At 71.6% G+C, this 18,148-nt stretch carries 15 protein-coding genes; 13 read left to right on the top strand and 2 right to left on the bottom strand.

All coding sequences use genetic code 11. The annotated features are described in order from the left end of the window. The first annotated feature begins 164 nt into the window (after positions 1-164). The 12 genes from ACIGEZ_RS05925 (at position 165) to ACIGEZ_RS05870 (ending at position 14,247) form a co-directional block, all read left to right on the top strand. Positions 165-1,541, top strand: a complete 1,377-nt coding sequence (locus ACIGEZ_RS05925) for a pentapeptide repeat-containing protein (protein ID WP_399826302.1) — start codon at positions 165-167, stop codon at positions 1,539-1,541. Between the two features lie 335 nt (positions 1,542-1,876). Further along, a complete protein-coding gene (locus tag ACIGEZ_RS05920; protein ID WP_399826299.1) occupies positions 1,877-2,344 on the top strand; it encodes a histone deacetylase in 468 nt (155 codons plus the stop codon). Positions 2,345-2,434: 90 nt separating this feature from the next. Then, on the top strand, positions 2,435-3,457 hold the full coding sequence (locus ACIGEZ_RS05915; RefSeq protein ID WP_399826296.1) for a Bro-N domain-containing protein: 1,023 nt from the start codon (positions 2,435-2,437) through the stop codon (positions 3,455-3,457). Between the two features lie 68 nt (positions 3,458-3,525). Continuing rightward, the gene (locus tag ACIGEZ_RS05910; RefSeq protein WP_399826294.1) at positions 3,526-4,392 is read left to right on the top strand and encodes a DUF2797 domain-containing protein; all 867 of its coding nucleotides are present in this window, start codon (positions 3,526-3,528) and stop codon (positions 4,390-4,392) included. Positions 4,393-4,486: 94 nt separating this feature from the next. Continuing rightward, complete coding sequence (locus tag ACIGEZ_RS05905; protein WP_399826291.1) at positions 4,487-4,822, top strand: antibiotic biosynthesis monooxygenase family protein; 336 nt, start codon at positions 4,487-4,489, stop codon at positions 4,820-4,822. Next, positions 4,809-5,921, top strand: a complete 1,113-nt coding sequence (locus ACIGEZ_RS05900; RefSeq protein ID WP_399826288.1) for an amidohydrolase family protein — start codon at positions 4,809-4,811, stop codon at positions 5,919-5,921. Before ACIGEZ_RS05905 ends, ACIGEZ_RS05900 begins: the two co-directional genes overlap by 14 nt. 19 nt (positions 5,922-5,940) lie before the next feature. Then, positions 5,941-6,678, top strand: coding sequence for a response regulator transcription factor (locus ACIGEZ_RS05895; RefSeq protein WP_399826286.1), 738 nt, complete (start codon positions 5,941-5,943; stop codon positions 6,676-6,678). A gap of 5 nt (positions 6,679-6,683) precedes the next feature. Beyond that, entirely contained in the window at positions 6,684-8,180 is a 1,497-nt protein-coding gene (locus ACIGEZ_RS05890; RefSeq protein ID WP_399826283.1) for a sensor histidine kinase, read from the top strand. A gap of 63 nt (positions 8,181-8,243) precedes the next feature. Further along, positions 8,244-9,638: a glycosyltransferase gene (locus tag ACIGEZ_RS05885; protein WP_399826281.1), complete on the top strand. Its 1,395-nt coding sequence runs from the start codon at positions 8,244-8,246 to the stop codon at positions 9,636-9,638. Further along, positions 9,635-11,806 (top strand): ArnT family glycosyltransferase, encoded by a 2,172-nt coding sequence (locus ACIGEZ_RS05880; protein ID WP_399826278.1) that lies wholly within the window; start codon positions 9,635-9,637, stop codon positions 11,804-11,806. Before ACIGEZ_RS05885 ends, ACIGEZ_RS05880 begins: the two co-directional genes overlap by 4 nt. A gap of 87 nt (positions 11,807-11,893) precedes the next feature. Beyond that, complete coding sequence (locus tag ACIGEZ_RS05875) at positions 11,894-13,432, top strand: DHA2 family efflux MFS transporter permease subunit (RefSeq protein ID WP_399826276.1); 1,539 nt, start codon at positions 11,894-11,896, stop codon at positions 13,430-13,432. 44 nt (positions 13,433-13,476) lie between these two features. Continuing rightward, a complete protein-coding gene (locus ACIGEZ_RS05870) occupies positions 13,477-14,247 on the top strand; it encodes a TetR/AcrR family transcriptional regulator (RefSeq protein WP_399826274.1) in 771 nt (256 codons plus the stop codon). Positions 14,248-14,352: 105 nt separating this feature from the next. Here the strand turns inward: ACIGEZ_RS05870 and ACIGEZ_RS05865 are convergent, their stop codons facing one another. Further along, positions 14,353-16,017 carry an MDR family MFS transporter gene (locus ACIGEZ_RS05865; protein WP_399826272.1) on the bottom strand — a complete coding sequence of 555 codons (1,665 nt, stop codon included), beginning with the start codon at positions 16,015-16,017 and terminating at the stop codon, positions 14,353-14,355. A 74-nt stretch (positions 16,018-16,091) separates the two neighbouring features. After that, positions 16,092-16,553 (bottom strand): MarR family winged helix-turn-helix transcriptional regulator, encoded by a 462-nt coding sequence (locus tag ACIGEZ_RS05860; RefSeq protein WP_399826270.1) that lies wholly within the window; start codon positions 16,551-16,553, stop codon positions 16,092-16,094. A 217-nt stretch (positions 16,554-16,770) separates the two neighbouring features. Between ACIGEZ_RS05860 and ACIGEZ_RS05855 the strand changes: the two genes are divergently transcribed. Continuing rightward, entirely contained in the window at positions 16,771-17,001 is a 231-nt protein-coding gene (locus tag ACIGEZ_RS05855; protein WP_399826267.1) for a hypothetical protein, read from the top strand. The last annotated feature ends 1,147 nt before the right edge of the window (positions 17,002-18,148 follow it).

The following is an 18,148-nucleotide window of genomic DNA, read 5'->3' as shown; positions in this document are numbered from 1 at the left end:
GGAGTTATGCGCACCAGTCATCGCTGGCTAGGGGTGCCAGGTCTGGGGGCTCGTTGCGCCCAAATGCGGAGGCCATCCTCATTTCATGAGGCAACCTGGCGTGCTGCAGTGGACGGCGGCGCGTTGCCGCTGCCGGCGGCGGCCTGTGATGTTGTGGTGGACGGGTGAGAGAATTTCTGCCCCGCTGGCGGCCGGAACAGCAGCGCGGCCTGCGCCTGTGGCCGATTCGCCGGGTCTTTGTGCTGGCCTTCGTTGCTGCCGTTGTCGCGGCCGCCGCGGTGTTCATCATTGGGTGGAAGCTACTCGGCGTCCAGGGAGTGGCGTCCGAGCAGCGCATCGGCCCCACAGCCCTGTTTGACCTCGCGAAGCTGTCCTTCGGCGTGGTCGCGGGCGCCGGTGCCCTGGTTGCCCTGGTCGTGGCCTACCGGCGTCAAAAGGTCGCCGAGGACGCGGTCGGACGCGAGAAGACTCGGCTGCACAACGAACGCTTCACCAATGCCGTCGATCAGCTCGGCAACGAGTCCGAAGCTGTGCAGCTCGGTGCCGTGCACGCCCTAGCTGGCGTGGCCGACGACGCCCCCACCCGCGACTTGCGTCAGACTTGCATCGACGTGCTGTGCGCCTACCTCCGTCTGCCCTACACCGCCGAGGCCGACCTGCCGGAGGGCGATGCACAAGCCCGGCACAGCTACCTGGCCCTGCGGGAAGTCCGGCACACCGTGATTCGCCTCATCCGGAACCATCTCCGGCTCGCTCCCGAGCATCCGCACTCGTGGCAGGGCCACCAGTTTGACTTCACCACCGTCACGTTCGACGGGGGAGACTTCTCCGGCGCTGTGTTCTCTGGCGGCACGGTCAACTTCTTCGCGGCGGAGTTTTCCGGCGGCACGGTCAACTTCTCTGGAGCCCGTTTCACCGGCGGCAAGGTCACCTTTCGCAATGCAAAGATCTCCGGCGGCATGGTTAACTTCTATGGCGCCATGCTCTCCGGAACTCGGGTCGATTTCCGCAACGCGAGGGTTCCCGGCGGCACGGTAACCTTCCGCAACGCGAAGATTTCCGGCGGCATGGTCGACTTCGGCGACGCAGAGATCTCTGGCGGCACCGTCAGCTTCCGCGGGGCGGAGATCTCCGCTGGCAGGGTCAACTTCTCGGGCTCGGGGTTCACCGGCGGCACGAGCGACTTCCGCGGCGCGAAGCTCGCTGGCGGCCTGGTCAACTTCTCTGGGGTGAGGTTCTCAGGCACTCGGGTCGACTTCTCAAATGTGGAGGTCTCCGCGAGCCAGGTGACCTTCTTCGGAGCGAAGTTCTCCGCTGGCAGGGTCGATTTCCGCCGCGTGGGATTCACTGGCGGCAGCGTCAACTTTGGTGCGGTGTTCACCAGGGGCACGGTCAACTTCTCTGGGGCACAGTTCTCCGGCGGCACGGTTGACCTGTCGACGGCGAGCGGCGTCCCGCCAGCAGGCCTGGTCCCGGAACACAGGGGGCCTCTCCCCGCCGGGCTGACTCTGCCTGCTGACTGGTATCTGCCGGAGGCATGACAAGGGTTTGCGCCTGTCGCAGCTTCGGACCTGCTGATCCTCCAGCACTTCCTGTCATGGACGGATCAGACGCAGGCGCTCAGGGTTCTGCAACATCGGGCCACTCCCGCAGCTGGCTCTGCCATGCCTCCGCCCCGGGCGGTTGCGGCGCAAGCGGTAGCGTCGGTGGTGTGACGGCTCCATCCTCGGTATCGCACGTCTGGTACGTGGCCTACGGGTCCAACATGCATCGCTCTCGGCTCGAGTGCTATCTCGCCGGTGGCAGGCCGGTGGGCGGCGCGCGGGACTATCCCGGGTGTCGGGAGTCGGGTGCGCCGGCCGCGGCGCGGGCCGTTGTGCTTCCCGGGGTTGTCCACTTCGCCACCGAGTCGGTCGTCTGGGGTGGGGGTGGGCGGGCGTTCTACGACCCCGGGGGTGAGGGGCTCGTGCTCGGTCGGGCCTTCCTCGTCACCGCCGGGCAGTTCTCCGACATCGCCGCTCAGGAGATGTACCGCCAGCCTGGGCAGGACCTTGATCTCGCCGCCGTGGTTGCACGGGGACGGGTCGAGTTCGGGCCCGGGCGGTACGAGACCGTCGTCTGCGCCGGAGAGATGGATGGGGTGCCCCTTCTGACCTTCACCGCGCCCTGGGGGGTCGGTGACGTCGAGTCGCGGCCGCCCTCGGTCGCGTACCTGCGGCACATCGTGGCCGGGTTGCGTGAGGCGGGGGACTGGGAGGGCGAGGAGATCGCCGCCTACCTGGGTGCGTGTCCCGGGGTCGCCGGGCGGTGGACGGCCGGGGACCTGCTTCGGCTCCTGCCCTGACGTCCTGCTGACACCTTCGGGTGAAACAGGATGATTTCCATGTCAGTTGAATATGCCCTCGGCCTAGCTTGCAGGTGGAGGTGATGGCCGATGAACGCCATCGACATCGACGACTTCGTGTACGCCGCCACGGGAGCGCGGCTGCGGAGGCTGACCCTGCCGGACGGGAGCCACTGGTTCCCCGCCGTGGACGTCGCCAGGGCGCTCGGGCACCGCGGTGTGCGGCAGGCTCTCCGCGCGTATGTCGGGGGCGAGTGGTACACCACGCTCGGTGAGCTTCCGGTCGGACCGAACCCGAGCGGGATGGGCAAGGCGGGCCGCAAGGACTCCATGCTGATGGTGTGCCTCGAAGGGGTCGTCCAGCTCGTCAACGCCTCGCCCCGCGCCCAGACCGCGCCCTTCCGGGCCTGGGCCGCCGAAGTCGTCGCCGGCGTGCGGCACCGCGGGTACTACGACCTCGAACGCTCCCCCACGCACGCCGGGTTCGTCCTGCCGCAGCGGCTGCTCGACGCGCTCGTACGGCTTGAGGAGGGCGAGCTGCTGCTCGACGAGGGGCAGGTCGCGGTGCTGCGCGAGGCCGGGCGGGATCTGCGGCGGATCGCCGAGTCCCTTGAGCGGGCGTCCGTGCCCGGACAGAGGGATTCCGCAGCTGGTCGGATGGATTCCGTGCCCGGACAGAGGGATTCCGTGCCCGGCCAGATCGATGCCGGGGCCGGGCAGATTGATGCCGGGGCCGGGCAGATTGATGCCGGGGCCGGGCAGATTGATGCCGGGGCCGGGCAGATCGATCCCGGGGACGTTGCGCGGGCTGCCGTGCCCGTTCAGCGGGCCGGGCACGCGCTCACCCCGCAGGAGTTGCTCGCCTCCTGGCGCGAGCGGGATGTGGTGGTGAGCGCGGATGTCCATGCCGTCGCCGCCTATCTCGCGCCCGCGCTCGTACGGGGTGGGGTCCGGTACCGCCTGGAGGAGGTCGCCCGGCGTACCGGGCTCACCTCCGAACGGGTCCGTGACTGCGTCCGCATGCTCGTCGAGCGCGGCTGCATGCGTCATGCCGGCGGCAGCGGCGGCAACGGTGGTGGGGGAGACGGCGGGCTGCTCTACGTCCTGCCCTGACCGGTGCTGACCGGCAGTGCGCTCGCCGTCCGGCCCTCACTGACAGTGCCATGGACCAGACTGGTCCCATGGTGTGGCGGAGTGCCGGAATGTCCTGGCGGGGTGGTGTGCCCGGGCTGCGGTGGGAGGGCGGCCGGGTCAGCGCGCTCGGGTACGGGCGGGTGATCGGGTTCCGGGCGGTCGGGGAGCGGCGGTGTCCCGGTGCCCGGGGGAACCCCTGCCCCCTGTCCGCCGTCGTGTCCGGGCGCAGCACCGGCGGGCTCTGCGCGGAGTGCGCGCGGCTCGACCGGGTGCATTCCGTGGCCGCCGACACCCTCGCCGACGACCCTCGGCCGTACCGCGTCTACCTCGCCTGGTTCGGGCCCGGCATGGTCAAGGTCGGGATCACCGCCGAGCAGCGCGGCGACGCGCGGCTGCTCGAACAAGGCGCCGTCGCCTTCAGCTGGCTCGGGCGGGGGCCGCTCATGGCCGCGCGGCGGACCGAGGAGGTGCTGCGGCACGCGCTCGCCGTGCCCGACCGCATCCCGTACGCGCGCAAGCGTGCCGTCCGGCACAGCCTCCCACCCGCCGACGAGCGGGCCCGCGGGGTCGAGGAGCTGTACGGGCGGGCCGTCGGCGTCGGCGCCTGGGCGGAGACCCTTGAGCGGCTGCCCTGCCAGGTGCACGACCACGTGGACGTCTTCGGGATCGGCGACCTGCCCGCGTACGACGGCAGCGTCGTCGAGCTCGTGGCCGGCGGGGTCGTCGCCGGGCGGCTCCTCGCCGCCGCCGGACCCGATCTGCACCTCCTCGACCGCGAGGGGCGCCACCTCGCCCTCGACACCCGGCTCATGACCGGGTGGGGCCTTGAGGCCGTGCGGCCCGCGTCCGCGCCCGGTCATGCCGCCGTCACCGTGCCCCTGAACTGCGGGGACGGGCAGGAGCAGCTCTTCTGAGACCGAGGGCAGCGGTCCGACCGTACGTAAAGTCTTGGATCCCTTCGCCCGGCTTCCATGGACAGCCCGACCCGCCCCGCCGCAGGGTGATCACATGACCCAGAGCCTGGTGGCGGGCCTCGAACCGCCTTACTACACCGCTGTCTTCACCTCCATCCGCCCCGACGCGCCCGAGGGCTACGCCGAGACCAGCGCCCGCATGCAGGAGCTCGTCCGGGACGTGCCCGGCTTCCTCGGGTACGAGTCCGCCCGCACCCCCGGCGGCATCGGGATCACCGTCGCCTACTTCCGTGACCTGGACGGGCTCGCCGCCTGGCAGCACCACCCCGAGCACCTGGCCGCCAAGCGCCACGGGCGCGAGCACTGGTACGACAGCTACAGCGTGCACATCGGCAAGGTCGAGCGGAGTTACGGCTTTGACCGGGGCTGAGCCGGCCCGGGGCGAAGGGATCGGCGCCGAGCGGGCCGGGGCTGAGCCGCGCGGGGGCGAAGGACTCGGGGCCGAGCGGGCCTGTGCTGAAGGGATCGGCTCCGAGCCTGCCGAGGCCGAAACGACCCCGGCCCGGGCGACCCCGGCCCGGGCGACCCCGGCCCGGCACACCGACGCCGAAGGCGCCGCCCGTTTCGCCCGCCGGCTCGGCCTTCCCGGGCTCGTCGACGTCCACACCCACTTCATGCCCCAGAACGTCCTCGACAAGGTTTGGGCCTACTTCGACTCCGCCGGGCCCCTGACCGGTCGTGCGTGGCCCATCACCTATCGCGAGGAGGAGGAGCGGCGGGTCGCGCTCCTCCGTGAGTTCGGGGTGCTCGCCTTCACCTCGATGCTCTACCCGCACAAGGCCGGCATGGCCGCCTGGCTCAACGACTGGGCCGCCGACTTCGCCGGCCGCACACCCGACTGCCTCCACACCGCGACCCTCTTCCCCGAGGCCGGCGCCCCCGCCTACGTACGCCGTGCGCTCGATCGCGGGGCCCGGGTCTTCAAGGTGCACCTCCAGGTCGGGGACTTCGACCCGAACGACCCCCTGCTCGACGACGTGTGGGGCGTGCTCGAAGAGGCCGGGACGCCGCTCGTCGTGCACTGCGGCTCCGGGCCCGCACCCGGCAAGTACACCGGGCCCGGGCCCGTCGGGCGGCTGCTCGCCCGCCACCCCGGGCTGCGGCTGATCGTCGCCCACATGGGGATGCCCGAGTACGGGGACTTCCTCGACCTGGCCGAGCGGTACGACGGCGTCCACCTCGACACCACCATGGCCTTCACCGACTTCAGCGAGCGGCTCGCGCCCTTCCCGGCCACCGAGCTGCCGCGCCTCGTCGGCCTCGGGGAGCGGATCCTCTTCGGGTCGGATTTTCCCAACATTCCGTATCCCTATCTCCACCAGCTTCATGCCCTGGAGCGGCTCGGCCTCGGGGACGACTGGCTGCGGGGCGTCTGCCACGACAACGCCGTACGCCTCTTCGAGCTCGGTGGGCCGTCCCGGCCGCATTCTCAGCAGATTCACAGGGAAGCGAAAGAAGGGTCTCAGTAGCGCCGGACACCTTTGTCCCATGACTGCGACCACTCCTCGATCGCGTACCGATCTGCTCCGGTCCGACGGCACCGCCGTCCGTGTGCTCGTCGTCGACGACGAGGCCTCGCTCGCCGAGCTGCTCTCGATGGCCCTGCGCTACGAGGGCTGGCAGGTGCACAGCGCGGGCGACGGGGCCGGGGCCCTGAAGCGGGCCCGGGAGTTCCGGCCCGATGTCGTCGTGCTCGACATGATGCTGCCGGACATGGACGGGCTCGCCGTCCTCGGCCGGCTGCGGCGCGAGCTGCCCGAGGTGCCGGTGCTGTTCCTGACCGCCAAGGACGCCGTCGAGGACCGGATCGCGGGGCTCACGGCGGGCGGCGACGACTACGTCACCAAGCCCTTCAGCCTGGAGGAGGTGGTGGCCCGGCTGCGCGGGCTCATCCGGCGCTCCGGGGCCGCGCAGGCGCGCAGCGAGTCGCTGCTCACGGTCGGGGACCTCACCCTCGACGAGGACAGCCACGAGGTGACCCGGGGCGGCGAGTCCATCCACCTCACCGCCACCGAGTTCGAGCTGCTGCGCTACCTCATGCGCAATCCGCGCCGGGTGCTCAGCAAGGCGCAGATCCTGGACCGGGTGTGGTCGTACGACTTCGGCGGCCAGGCCAACGTCGTCGAGCTCTACATCTCCTACCTGCGGCGGAAGATCGACGCCGGGCGCAGCCCGATGATCCACACGCGGCGCGGGGCGGGGTACCTGATCAAGCCGGGGGAGTAGCACCCGTGCGCATCCGCCCCGGGGCGCCCTGGTCGCTCCGTACCCGGCTCGTCGTCTCCGCCGTCGCGCTGATCGCCGTCGTCGCCGCCGTCATCGGCACGGTGACGACGATCGCGTTCCGGTCCTATCTGTACGACCAGGTCGACGACCAGCTGCGGGCGGTCTCCAACCGGGCCGCCGGGCCGCCGAACCTCTCGCCCGTGCCGATGCCCTGGTCGGCCGGCTCCCACGAGCCGCGGGACTTCGTCACCGGGCCCGGCGCGCCGCTCGGGACGGTCGGCGCGGCCGTCGTGGCCGGGCAGGTCTCGTCCGGGTCGGTGTCCGTGCCGCCCGGGGACGGGCCGTACGGGCCGAGGTACGAGCCCAAGGCACTCGAGGCCGGGCAGGTCGCCGCCCTCTCCTCCGTACCGCGCGACGGCGAACCGCACACCGTGGCGCTGCCCGGCGGCCTCGGGGACTACCGCGTGCAGTACGCGTCGGGCCGCAACGGCGACTACCTCGTCGGCATACCGCTCGCCGAGCTCCAGGACTCCCTGTCCACCCTGATCGTGGTCGAGCTGAGCGTCACGGGCGCCGGGCTCGTCGCCGCCTCGCTCGCCGGGACCGTGCTCGTACGGGTCGCGCTGCGCCCGCTGCGCCGGGTCGCCGCGACCGCCGCCCAGGTCGCCCGGCTGCCGCTGCACAGCGGCGAGGTGGCCCTCGACCACCGGGTGCCCGAGGCCGAGGCCGATCCGCGGACCGAGGTCGGGCAGGTCGGCGCGGCCATCAACCGCATGCTGGACCATGTCCATTCGGCGCTCGACGCCCGCCAGCAGAGCGAGACGCGGGTACGGCAGTTCGTCGCGGACGCGAGTCATGAGCTGCGCACCCCGCTCGCCTCGATCCGCGGGTACGCGGAGCTCACCCGGCGCGGCCGCGAGGAGTGCGGGCCCGACACCCGCCACGCCCTCGGGCGCATCGAGTCCGAGGCGACCCGGATGACGGGCCTGGTCGAGGACCTGCTGCTGCTCGCCCGGCTCGACACCGGACGCCCGCTCTCCTACGAGGGCACCGATCTCTCCCTGCTCGTCCTCGACGCCGTCTCCGACGCCCGCGCCGCCGGGCCCGACCACCGCTGGCGGCTCGAACTGCCCGACGGGGGCAGCGCCGTGAAGGTCCCGGCCGACGGCGCCCGACTGCATCAGGTGCTCGTCAACCTGCTCGCCAACGCCCGTACGCACACTCCGCCCGGTACGACGGTCACGGCGCGGCTGCGCGAGTCCGCCGGCGGCCACGCGGTCGTCGAGGTCGAGGACGACGGGCCGGGGATCGCACCCGAACTGCTCCCCTCCGTCTTCGAGCGGTTCGCGCGCGGCGACGCCTCGCGATCGCGGAACGCCGGCAGCACCGGGCTCGGGCTGGCCATCGTCCGGGCCGTCGTCCTCGCCCATGGTGGTGAGGTGAGCGTCGACAGCGTGCCCGGTCGCACGCTCTTCTCGGTCCGGCTCCCCGGACAGCGCTGACTCACAGCCACGGCACAGGCTCGCCACACCGCCGTGACAGCGGGCCTGGCGAGGGTCTGTTCCATGTACACCTCACCATCCGCCGAAACGCTGCCCGCCCGGGAGCACCTGCCCGTCGGCGTGGCCGGCCGGCCCGTCCTCGATGTGGTGATCCCCGTCTACAACGAGGAGAAGGACCTGGAGCCCTGCGTGCGGCGGCTCCACGACCACCTCTCCCGTACCTTCCCGTACGACTTCCGCATCACCGTCGCCGACAACGCGTCCACCGACGCCACCCCCGACGTGGCCCGTTCGCTGGCAGCCGGGCTGCCCGCCGTACGCTCCGTGCGACTTGAGCAGAAGGGTCGCGGACGGGCGCTGCGGACCGTGTGGTCCGCCTCGGAGGCGCCGGTCCTCGCGTACATGGACGTGGATCTGTCCACCGACCTCAACGCGCTGCTCCCGCTTGTCGCGCCGCTCATCTCCGGCCACTCCGACCTCGCCATCGGCTCGCGGCTCGCCCGCTCGTCGCGCGTGGTGCGCGGGCCGAAGCGGGAGTTCGTCTCCCGCGCGTACAACCTGATCCTGCGCGGCTCGCTCGCCGCCCGCTTCTCCGACGCCCAGTGCGGGTTCAAGGCGATACGGCGGGAGGTCGCCGAGCGGCTGCTTCCCATGGTCGAGGACACCGGGTGGTTCTTCGACACCGAGATGCTGGTGCTCGCGGAGCGGGCCGGGCTGCGGATCCACGAGGTGCCGGTCGACTGGGTCGACGACCCGGACTCGACCGTGCACATCGTCCGCACCGCGACCGACGACCTGAAGGGCGTGCTGAGGGTGGGGCGGGCGCTCGCGACCGGTTCGCTGCCGCTCGACCGCCTGGCGCGGCCCTTCGGCGACGACCCGCGGGACCGCGAACTGACCGGCGTGCCGGGCGGACTGGCCCGCCAGCTGGTCGGCTTCTGCGTGGTCGGGGCCCTGTCGACGCTGTTCTACGTCGTCCTGTACTCGCTCTTCCGGCTCGGCGTCGGCTCCCAGCCGGCCAACGCCGCGGCCCTCCTCGTCTCCGCCGTCGCCAACACGGCCGCCAACCGGCGGCTCACCTTCGGCGTACGGGGCCGGGAGCGGGCCGCCCGCCACCAGGCGCAGGGGCTCGTGGTCTTCGCCATCGGCCTCGCCCTGACCAGTGGTTCCCTTGCCGCGCTCGGCGCCGCGACCGGCGATCCGGCGCACTCGACCGAGCTCGCCGTGCTGGTCGTCGCCAACCTCGCTGCGACCGTCGTGCGCTTCCTCCTCTTCCGGCTCTGGGTCTTTCCGGAGCGTTCTCCTCGGACCCCCACGCGTCGAAAGGCGACCGGCTCGTCCGACACGACCAGCCCGACCAGCCCGACCAGCCCCACGAGCCCGATCAGCCCGACCACTCGGACCGACACGACCACTCGGACCGACACGACCAGCCCGACTAGGACGTCCACTCGATGAACTCCCTGACCCGACGCCTCTGGCGCGGCCGTCCCGAGGACGCCCCCTGGGTGCGGCCCGTCTTCCTCGGCCTGCTCCTCGCCACCGCCGGCCTCTACCTCTGGAACCTGAGCGCGAGCGGCTACGCCAACTCCTTCTACTCCGCCGCCGTCCAGGCCGGCGGCGAGAGCTGGAAGGCCTTCTTCTTCGGCTCGCTCGACGCGGCGAACGCCATCACCGTCGACAAGCCCCCGGCCGCCCTGTGGCCGATGGCGCTGTCCGTCCGCCTCTTCGGCCTCGGCTCCTGGCAGATCCTCGTGCCCGAGGTGCTGATGGGCGTGGCCACGGTCGGCGTCCTGTACGCGGCCGTCCGCCGCCGCTTCGGCGCGGGCGCCGGACTGATCGCGGGGGCGGTCCTCGCGCTCACGCCGGTCGCCGCGCTGATGTTCCGCTTCAACAACCCGGACGCGCTGCTGGCGCTGCTGATGACGGTCGCCGTCTACTGCGTGCTGCGCGCCCTGGAGCTGGACAAGGGCGCCGCGAGGTGGCTGGTGTGGGCGGGTGTCGCGCTCGGCTTCGCGTTCCTCGCCAAGACGCTGCAGGCCTTCCTGATCCTGCCGGTCCTCGCGCTCGTGTACGTGGTGTGCGCGCCCGGCGGTGTCGGGCGGCGGATCGGCCGGATCGGCCTTGGCGGGCTCGCGATGGTCGTGTCGGCGGGCTGGTGGGTGGCCCTGGTCGAGCTGTGGCCGGCGTCCTCCCGGCCGTACGTCGGCGGCTCGCAGAACAACAGCTTCCTTGAACTGACCTTCGGCTACAACGGCCTGGGCCGGCTGAACGGCGACGAGGTCGGCAGCGTCGGCGGCGGTGGTGCCGGTGGCGGCGGGGGCCGTGGCCAGGGCATGGGCATGGAGCTGCCGACCGGTGCGGAGTTCGCCGGCGGGCCGGGCGGTGGCGCGGGCGGCGGCCGGGGCGGTGGCGGCTGGGGCGAGACCGGCCTCGGCCGGATGTTCAACGAGCAGATCGGCGGCCAGATCTCGTGGCTGCTGCCGGCCGCGCTGATCCTGCTGGTCGCCGGGCTCGTGGTGACCTGGCGGGCGGCGCGTACGGACACGGCGCGCTCGGCGTTCCTGGTGTGGGGCGGCTCGCTGCTGCTGACGACGGCCGTCTTCAGCTTCATGGCCGGCATCTTCCACGAGTACTACACGGTGGCGATGGCCCCGTACCTCGCCGCCCTGGTCGGCATGGGCGGGGCGGTGCTGTGGGAGGAGCGGTCCCGGCTGCTCGCCTCGGCGGGCCTGGCGGCGGCGGTCGCCGTGACGGCGGTGTGGGGGTGGGTGCTGCTCGGCCGTACGCCGGACTGGCAGCCGTGGCTGCGCTGGGCGGTGCTGGTCACGGGCTGCGCGGCGGCGCTCGGGCTGCTGCTCGCGGGCCGGGTGGACCGGCGGCTGGGCCTCGCGGCGGCGGGGCTCGGCCTCGCGGCGGGGCTCGCGGGCCCGTTCGCCTACACCCTGGCCACGGTGGCCGACGGCCACCAGGGCTCGATCGTGACGGCGGGCCCGTCGGGCGCGATGGGCGGCGGGCGTGGGCCGGGGATGGGCGGTGGCGGTGGCGGTGGCGGCCGGATGTTCGCCGGTGGTCAGGCTCCCGGTGGCGGTCAGGGCATGGGGCGGTTGCCCGGTGGTCCGGGCGGCGGCCAGGGCATGGGGCAGTTGCCCGGCGGTCCCGGCGGCGGTCAGGGCATAGGCCAAGGCGTGGGCCAAGGCATGGGCCAAGGCCAGGGCCGGACCGACGGCGAGAACGGCCGCGCCGGCGGTGGCATGGGCGGGCTTCTCAACGGCGCCAGCGTCGGCGCCGAGGCAGCGCAGGCCCTCACCGCCGACGCCGACTCCTACACCTGGGTCGCCGCCGCCGTCGGCGCCCAGAACGCGGCCAGCTACCAGCTCGCCACCGAGAAGCCGGTGATGGCGATCGGCGGCTTCAACGGGAGCGATCCGTCCCCGACCCTCGCGCAGTTCAAGCAGTACGTCGCCGAGGGGAAGATCCACTACTTCATCGCGTCCGGCGGCGGTGGCGGCGGTATGGGAGGCGGCAACGGTACGAGCGCCCGGATCACCGAGTGGGTGACGGCCACCTTCGCCTCGAAGACCGTCGGAGGAGCCACTTTCTACGACCTGACCAGCAAGAAGTAGGCCGCGGGAAAAAACCCCTATACAGCGTACGAGAGACTCCTATACGGTGTACGAGAACTCGCCTCGTACACCGTATAAGGAGTTGCCATGACGGCGTCGACCGCCGCGAACGAAAGGGCCGCCGCCGGCGGGGGCCACCCGCAGCGCTGGCTGATCCTCGGCGTCATCTGCCTCGCCCAGCTCACCGTGCTGCTCGACAACACCGTGCTCAGCGTCGCCATCCCCTCGCTGACCACCGAGCTGCACGCCTCCACCAGCGACATCCAGTGGATGATCAACGCCTACTCGCTCGTGCAGTCCGGCCTGCTCCTGACCGCGGGCAACGCCGCCGACCGCTACGGCCGCAAGAAGCTCCTCGCCGCCGGCCTCGCGCTCTTCGGCCTCGGCTCGCTCACCGCCGGACTCGCCGACTCCACCGGCCAGCTGATCGCCGCCCGCGCGGGCATGGGCGTCGGCGGTGCGCTCCTGATGACCACCACCCTCGCCGTCGTCATGCAGATCTTCGACGAGTCCCAGCGGGTCAAGGCCATCGCCATCTGGGCCACCATCGGCTCCCTCGGCTTCGCCGCCGGCCCGCTGATCGGCGGCGCGATCCTCAACCACTTCTGGTGGGGGATGATCTTCCTGGTCAACATCCCGGTCGCCGTCATCGGCCTGGTCGCCGTCCTCAAGCTGGTCCCGGAGTCCAAGAACCCGCAGGGCGACCGCCCCGACCTGTTCGGCGCGCTGCTCTCCACCATCGGCATGGCCTCGCTCGTCTACGCGATCATCACCGGCCCCGAGCACGGCTGGGTCTCCGCCGAGGTCCTCGTCCCGGCCGCGATCGGCGTCGTCGTGCTCGCCGCGTTCGTGCTGTGGGAGCTGCGCATCCCGTACCCGATGCTCGACATGCACTTCTTCCGCAACCAGAAGTTCGTGGGCGCCGTCGCCGGCTCGATCCTGGTCATGCTCGGCATGGGCGGTTCGATGTTCCTGCTGACCCAGCACCTGCAGTTCGTGCTCGGTTACGAGCCGCTGGAGGCGGGTCTGCGGATGGCGCCGATCGCACTGACGATCGTGGTCCTCAACCTCTCCGGCCTCGGCCCGAAGCTCGTCATGAAGATCGGCGGCGCGCCCTCGGTCGCCCTCGGCCTGAGCCTGGTCGCGGCCGGTCTCGCCTCGATCGCCCTGCTCGGCGGCGGCAACGACGGCTCGTACGCCGGCATGCTGCTCGGCATGATCCTCATGGGGGCGGGCATCGCGATCTCCAACCCGGCGATGGCCAACGCCATCATGAGCGCGATCCCGCCGGAGAAGGCGGGCGTCGGCGCCGGTGTCAACGGCACCCTCGCCGAATTCGGCAACGGCCTCGGCGTCGCCATCCTCGGCGCCGTCCTCAACGCCCGCTTCGCCGCCCTGGTCACCGTCACGGCGACCTCGCTCCCGGCCGCCCTGGCCGCCGCGGGCAGCGAGAGCGAGCGGCAGCAGATCTCCGACGCTTTCGCGAGCGGCCTCCAGACCAGCCAGCTGGTCGGCGCGATCGCCGTCTTCGCCGGCGGTCTGCTGGCCGCCGCCCTGCTCAAGCGCGCCGAGGGCGTGGAGCGGCGGGCCGCGCAGCAGTCCGAGAAGCTCGAGGCGGCTGCATAGCATGGGCCGTAACCGTTGACAGGCCGAAAAGACGGAGGAACGCCATGGTCAAGGCGGCCGACAGGGCCAAGAACCCGGCGCGTTCCAGCGTCTGGCTGGAGAACCGGGCCGCCCGCAGCGGGGGCGGCCCGGGCGGGCTCGACCGGGACCGGATCGTCACCGAGTCGATCCGGATACTGGACGAGGAGGGCCTGGCCAAGCTGTCGATGCGCAAGCTCGCGACGGAGCTGAACGTCACGGCGATGTCGCTCTACTGGTACGTGGACACCAAGGACGACATCATCGAGTACGCCCTCGACACCGCCCACGCCGGGATCGACCTGGCCGCCGTCGAGGGGGCGTCGACCTGGCAGGAGCGGGTGAAGATCCTCGCGAACGGCTACCGCCGGATGCTGGTCCGCCACCCGTGGGTCTCCTCGGTGTCGGGCACGTACCTCAACGTCGGACCGCACGCGATGGCGGTCTCGAAGGCCATTTACACGGTCATCGAGTCGACCGGACTCCCGGTCGTCGCCCGGGCGGGTGCCACCTCGGCCGTCTTCCAGTTCGTGTACGGCTTCGGCACGGTCGAGGGGCACTTCGAGCGCCGGGCCGCCGAGACGGGCATGTCGCAGGACGAGTACTACCGCGAGGCCATCGACGCCTTCCGGGAGGAGCCCAGGTTCGCCGAGGAGCTGGGCGTCATGAAGCCCCTCATCGACGAGCGGGTCAACACCACGATGGACGTCATGTGGGACCGCGACTTCGACTACGCGCTCGACGTGCTGATCGCGGGCATCGAGACCATGGTCGAGCGGAGCCGTTCGGAGAAGTGACGGACCAGAGAAGGAAATGACGGAGCGGCGGGCCGTCCCCTGCCCGCCGCTCCGTACCCGACCCGGCCGCGCCTCCGCTCGAAGCGCGGCCGGGAGTTTCTTGTGTCAGCTCTCCTTGGCAGCCGTGGCCGGCGCCGGCACCGGGGCCGTGACCGGGTCTGCCGCCGTGTCCGTGGCCGTGTCCGTGGCCTTGGCCGGGCTGTCGCCGCTGCCCTTGAGCGCGACCTCCTTGATGAACAGCGTCACCACGAAGGCGAGCAGCGCGAAGGGCGCCGAGTAGAGGAACACGTCGCCGACACCGTGGCCGTACGCGCTCTCCATGACCGTACGGATCGGGGCGGGCAGCTTGTCCATGTCCGGGATGCCGCCGCCGGAGCCGCCCTGGCCCATGGCCGCGGCGGCCTTCGGGCCGAGCTCGGCCAGGCCGTCCTTGACGTAGTCGGTGACCCGGTGGGCCATGACCGCGCCGAGCGCCGAGACGCCGATCGCACCGCCCAGGGAGCGGAAGAAGGTGACGACGGAGGAGGCGGCGCCGAGGTCGGAGGGGGCGACCTGGTTCTGGGTGCACAGGACCAGGTTCTGCATCATCATGCCGAGGCCGAGGCCGAGGACCGCCATGAAGATCGCGATGTGCCAGTACGCCGTGTCGTAACGGATCGTGCCGAGCAGGCCGAGGCCGCCCGCGGCGAGCGCGCCACCGCTGACCAGCCAGGCCTTCCAGCGGCCGGTCTTGGTGATGATCATGCCGGAGACCGTCGAGGAGACGAACAGGCCGCCGATCATCGGGATGGTGAGGACACCGGACATCGTCGGCGACTCGTTGCGGGCCAGCTGGAAGTACTGGCTGAAGAACACCGTGCCGGCGAACATCGCGACGCCCACGAAGAGCGAGGCGAGCGAGGCGAGGGTGATCGTGCGGTTGCGGAAGAGACGCAGCGGGATGATCGGCTCGGAGGCCCTGGACTCGACCAGGACGAAGATCGCGCCGAGGGCGATCGAGCCGCCCACCATGACGGCGGTCTGCCAGGACATCCAGTCGTACTTGTCGCCCGCGAAGGTGACCCAGATGAGCAGCAGGGAGACGGCTGCGCTGATGAAGAGGGCGCCGGCCCAGTCGACCTTCACCTGGCGCTTCACGACGGGGAGCTTCAGGGTCTTCTGCAGCACGAGCAGCGCGATGATCGCGAAGGGCACGCCGACGTAGAAGCACCAGCGCCAGCCGAGCCAGTCGGTGTCGGTGATGACACCGCCGAGCAGCGGGCCGCCGACGGTGGCGACGGCGAAGGTGGCGCCGAGGTAGCCGCTGTACCGGCCGCGCTCACGCGGGGCGATCATGGCGGCGAGGATGATCTGGGAGAGGGCGGTCAGACCGCCGACGCCGATGCCCTGGACGACGCGGCAGGCGATGAGCATGCCGGTGTTCTGCGAGAGACCGGCGACGACCGAGCCGGCGACGTAGATGACCAGGGCTATCTGGACCAGCAGCTTCTTGGAGAACAGGTCCGCGAGCTTGCCCCACAGCGGCGTGGTCGCCGTCATCGACAGCAGGGCGGCGGTGACGACCCAGGTGTACGCGGACTGGCCGCCGCCGAGGTCGGTGATGATCTGGGGGAGGGCGTTGGAGACGATCGTCGAGGACAGGATGGCGACGAACATGCCGAGCAGGAGCCCGGACAGTGCCTCCATGATCTGCCGGTGCGTCATGGGAGTGGCGCTCCCCTGACCGGTGAGGCCGTCCCGCGCAGCGGCGTCTGGCGAGGTCGTAGCCATGAACTTCCTTCGTTCTCGGGTGTTCTCAGGTGTTCTCGGGTGCTTGCGGGGCTTGCGGGTGCTTGCGGTTGTTCTCAAGCGTGGTGGGCCCGGCAGTCCCCGAAGGAGTCGCGGAGGCGGGCGAGCAGGGCGGTGAGCACTGCCACGTCGTCGTCGGACCAGTCCGCGAGGTGTCGGGCGAAGGCCTCGGTCACCCGGCGGTCGAGTTCGTCGAGCATGGCGTGGCCCGCTTCCGTGATCCGGAGGATCCGGGAGCGCCGGTCGTCCGGGTCGGGCAGTCGCTCGACCCAGCCGTGCTCGACGGTGTGGGCGACATGGCGGCTGCAGACCGACATGTCCACGGCCATGAACTCGGCGAGCCGGCTCATCCGCATGGCGCCGTGGTGCTGGAGGAGTGCGAGGACGGCGGCGGAGCCGCCCGGGCACTCGACGGGCAGGACGCGGGCGAGTCCGCGTTTGACGGCCCCGATGGCGCTGACCTGGCGGGCCAGGTTCTCGTATCGGTTGCCGTGGACGCCTTGGACCGTCGCTTCCATCGGGACACTCCACTGACTGATGTTGTTGCTTAGGGCAACCATAGAGATGGTTGGTTGCTTCAGGCAAACTAAATCGGTCAAAGCGCGCTAAAGAATCGGCAAAGGTGACCGTGAGGGGGGCGTGCGGGGGGAGCGAGGGGGAGGAACGTGCAGGTCCCGGGCAGGGCCGCCGGGCGGGGCTTGGGGCCGGAAGCCCACCTTCGCTAGGGTCCGGGCCATGGCACACAACCCCCAAGCACCGTACGGCCAGGGCGGCCAGGGCCCCGAGGGCTCCTACGACCCCGCCGGCAGCACCCAGATGTTCCGCGCCTTCGTCGACGAGGGCACCCCGCAGCGACAGCCCCAGGCCGCCGCCCCTTCCTCCTCCGGGCCCCGCGTGGGCCTGATCGTCGGCGTGGTGCTGGCGATCGTGGTCCTGGCGGGGGTGGCTTGGCTCGCGCTGAGCTGACCGGCCCGGTCGGGCGGTCGCACATCGGCGACCAGCACCTGAGTGACGGAGGGCGGTCGTGCCGGAGGTTCCTTGCGGGCTTCTGGTGCGGCCGCCCTCTTTCCGAGTGTGGCCCCCTCCACCACCGCGTCAAGGGCGCTCCCGTTGGTCGCGTCGCTCCGCGATGGCCTACGGCCACCCTTGACCCGGCGGCTCCGGGGGCCCTTTCACACTCGGAGGGCGGCCGGGGGGCGGGGCCGCGCGACCAGGCCGGGTAGCGGCCGGGGTGGCAGGGCGGCGAGCAGGCCGGTGGGTGGTGAGGCCGGGGAGTGGTGGGGGCGGTTCCCATGTGCGGCCCGGTGGGTGGTGAGGCCGGGTAGTGGTGGGGGCGGTTCCCATGTGCGGCCCGGTGGGTGGTGAGCCCGGGTAGTGGTGCGGGTGCGTGAGCCTGTGCCGCCGGGTGGGGTGGGGGCTCGGCTTGTGGCGGGGGCGGGTGGGGGCCCTTCCGGTCGGTTGGTGGTGCGCGGCAGTGGCATGGGGTGCACCGACCCGGCTCAGCGACCGACGGCCGTCGCCCGGCCGGGCTTCAAGCCCCGCTGATCACCGCCGGTGGGTGGAGGGGCCAGCAGGGAGCCAAGTCACTCCCGTCACGCGAGGGATCCCCCGTCCCGTCGGGTGGTCGCGGGTGGTCGCGGGTGGTGCAAACTCCGTTCCCCACGCCCCCGGGTCGGCTGGGGCTGCCTCTCCCGTCACACGAGTGATCCCCCGTCCCGTCGGGTGGTCGCGGGTGGTCGCGGGTGGTGCAAACTCCGTTCCCCACGTCTCCGGGTCGGCTGGGGCTGCCTCTCCCGTCGCACGAGGGATCTCCCGTCCCGTCGGGTGGTCGCGGGTGGTGCAAACTCCGTTCCCCACGTCCCCGGGTCGGCTGGGGCTGCCTCTCCCGTCACACGAATGACCCCGCGTCCCATCCGACGGCGGCGGCGGACGGTGCAAACTCCGTTCCCCACGCCCGCGGGTCGTCCGGGGATGCCTCTCGCGTCACACGAGTGATCCCCCGCCTCATCCGACGGCGACGGATGATGCAAACCCCGTTCTCCACGCCCCCGGACGGCCCGAAGTCGCCTCACACGTCACACGAGCGCACTGCCGTCCCATCCCGGCGCGCGAG

The organism is Streptomyces sp. NPDC085481, from assembly GCF_044541845.1.
Classification (GTDB): Bacteria; Actinomycetota; Actinomycetes; order Streptomycetales; family Streptomycetaceae; genus Streptomyces.
This window is presented reverse-complemented; position numbering and strand designations above follow the sequence as displayed.